The sequence below is a fragment of the Nocardia tenerifensis NBRC 101015 genome, from assembly GCF_000308715.1.
Lineage (GTDB): Bacteria > Actinomycetota > Actinomycetes > Mycobacteriales > Mycobacteriaceae > Nocardia > Nocardia tenerifensis.
Genome location: NZ_BAGH01000195.1, coordinates 1 through 1338 on the forward strand (window position 1 = coordinate 1; position 1338 = coordinate 1338).

A 1338-nucleotide genomic window follows, 5' to 3' on the forward strand; every position below is an offset into this window, starting at 1 on the left:
TGGCGACCTTGGCGAGAAACTTGGTGCGCGCGATGCCCACCGAGATCGGCAGCCCGACCTCCGCGCGCACCCTGGCGCGGAGCCGCTCGGCGATGCCGATCGGCTCGCCCGCGATGCGGCGCAGGCCGCCGACGTCGAGGAACGCCTCGTCGATCGAGATGCCCTCGACCATCGGGGTGGTGTCGTGGAAGACCTCGAACACCGCCTTGCTCGCCTGCGCGTAGGCCGACATCCGCGGCGGCACCACGATCGCGTGCGGGCACAGCCGCCGCGCCTGCCCGCCGTTCATCGGCGTGCGCACGCCGAACGCCTTGGCCTCGTAGCTGGCCGCGAGCACCACCCCGCCGCCGACGATGACCGGTTTGCCGCGCAGCCGCGGATTGTCGCGCTGCTCGACCGAGGCGTAGAAGGAGTCGAGATCGGCGTGCAGGATCGAGGACTCGGCCCGCGCGATGATCCGCGGGCGGGCTGCGGCGGCGTCGGACACGAACATATGTTCGCATGAGCCACCGACAAGGGGAACGCCGCTCGGGAATCGACGCGCCGAATCTACGGTTCGCCTACGTAGCAATTCGGGCGAACCGGTACGCTGGCCCGACAGTAAGGCACATTTTTGGATGAGGGAGTCGGTACTGTGCGCGGATTTGGAGACCTGGAGGCGGTGATCATGGACCGCATCTGGGATCGGGACGCAGAGGACACCACGGTGCGCGAGATATTCGACGAACTGTCCGCCCAGCGCGACATCGCCTACACCACGGTGATGTCCACCATGGACAATCTGCACCGCAAGGGCTGGCTGGCGCGCGAACGCTCCGGCAAGGCCTACCGGTACTGGCCGACGCTGACCCGCGAGGAGCACAGTGCCCGGCTGATGCTCGAGGCGCTCGGCGCGGGCGGGCGCTCCGATCTGGTGCTCAGCCACTTCGTCGACCGGATCAGCGCCGAGGAGTCGGCCGGCCTGCGGGCGGCGTTGCGCAGGCTCACCTCCCGCAAGACCCCGGACGGGCCGCCGGGTGCCGAAGGCGCCGCACCATGACCCCGGCGATCGCGTTGATGGTGTACGGCGCCGTGGTGGCGACCATCGGGCCGCCGGTGCTGCGGCGGCTGACCCGGCGGGGCTACGCGCCCCGGCTCGGCATCGTCGCCTGGGTGGTGGCGATGGTCGGTACGCTCGGCGCGTGGGCGGCGGCGGCGACCATGCTCACCGTCGAGTTCGCCACCTACTGGGGACATCCGCACGACGCGCTGCGTGCCTGCTTCACGATCATGTGGAGCCCCATCCACGAGGACGGCAGCGACGCGACCAAGGCCGTCACCTTCGCGATCGCCGCACTC

Annotated in this window: 2 protein-coding genes and 1 pseudogene; 2 read left to right on the forward strand and 1 reads right to left on the reverse strand. The window is 70.1% G+C overall.

What is annotated here, in order from left to right:
* Window positions 1-493: Y-family DNA polymerase (locus ON39_RS16600; protein ID WP_040735112.1), on the reverse strand; the 493-nt coding region annotated here is incomplete at its 3' end.
* Window positions 494-634: 141 nt separating this feature from the next.
* On the opposite strand from ON39_RS16600, the gene ON39_RS16605 reads away from it, so the two are divergent.
* Both ON39_RS16605 and ON39_RS16610 read left to right on the forward strand, forming a co-directional pair.
* Window positions 635-1039, forward strand: a complete 405-nt coding sequence (locus tag ON39_RS16605; RefSeq protein WP_255219274.1) for a BlaI/MecI/CopY family transcriptional regulator — start codon at window positions 635-637, stop codon at window positions 1037-1039.
* Window positions 1036-1338: pseudogene (locus tag ON39_RS16610) on the forward strand (hypothetical protein); the annotation flags it as partial. The gene ON39_RS16605 and the pseudogene ON39_RS16610, both read left to right, overlap by 4 nt.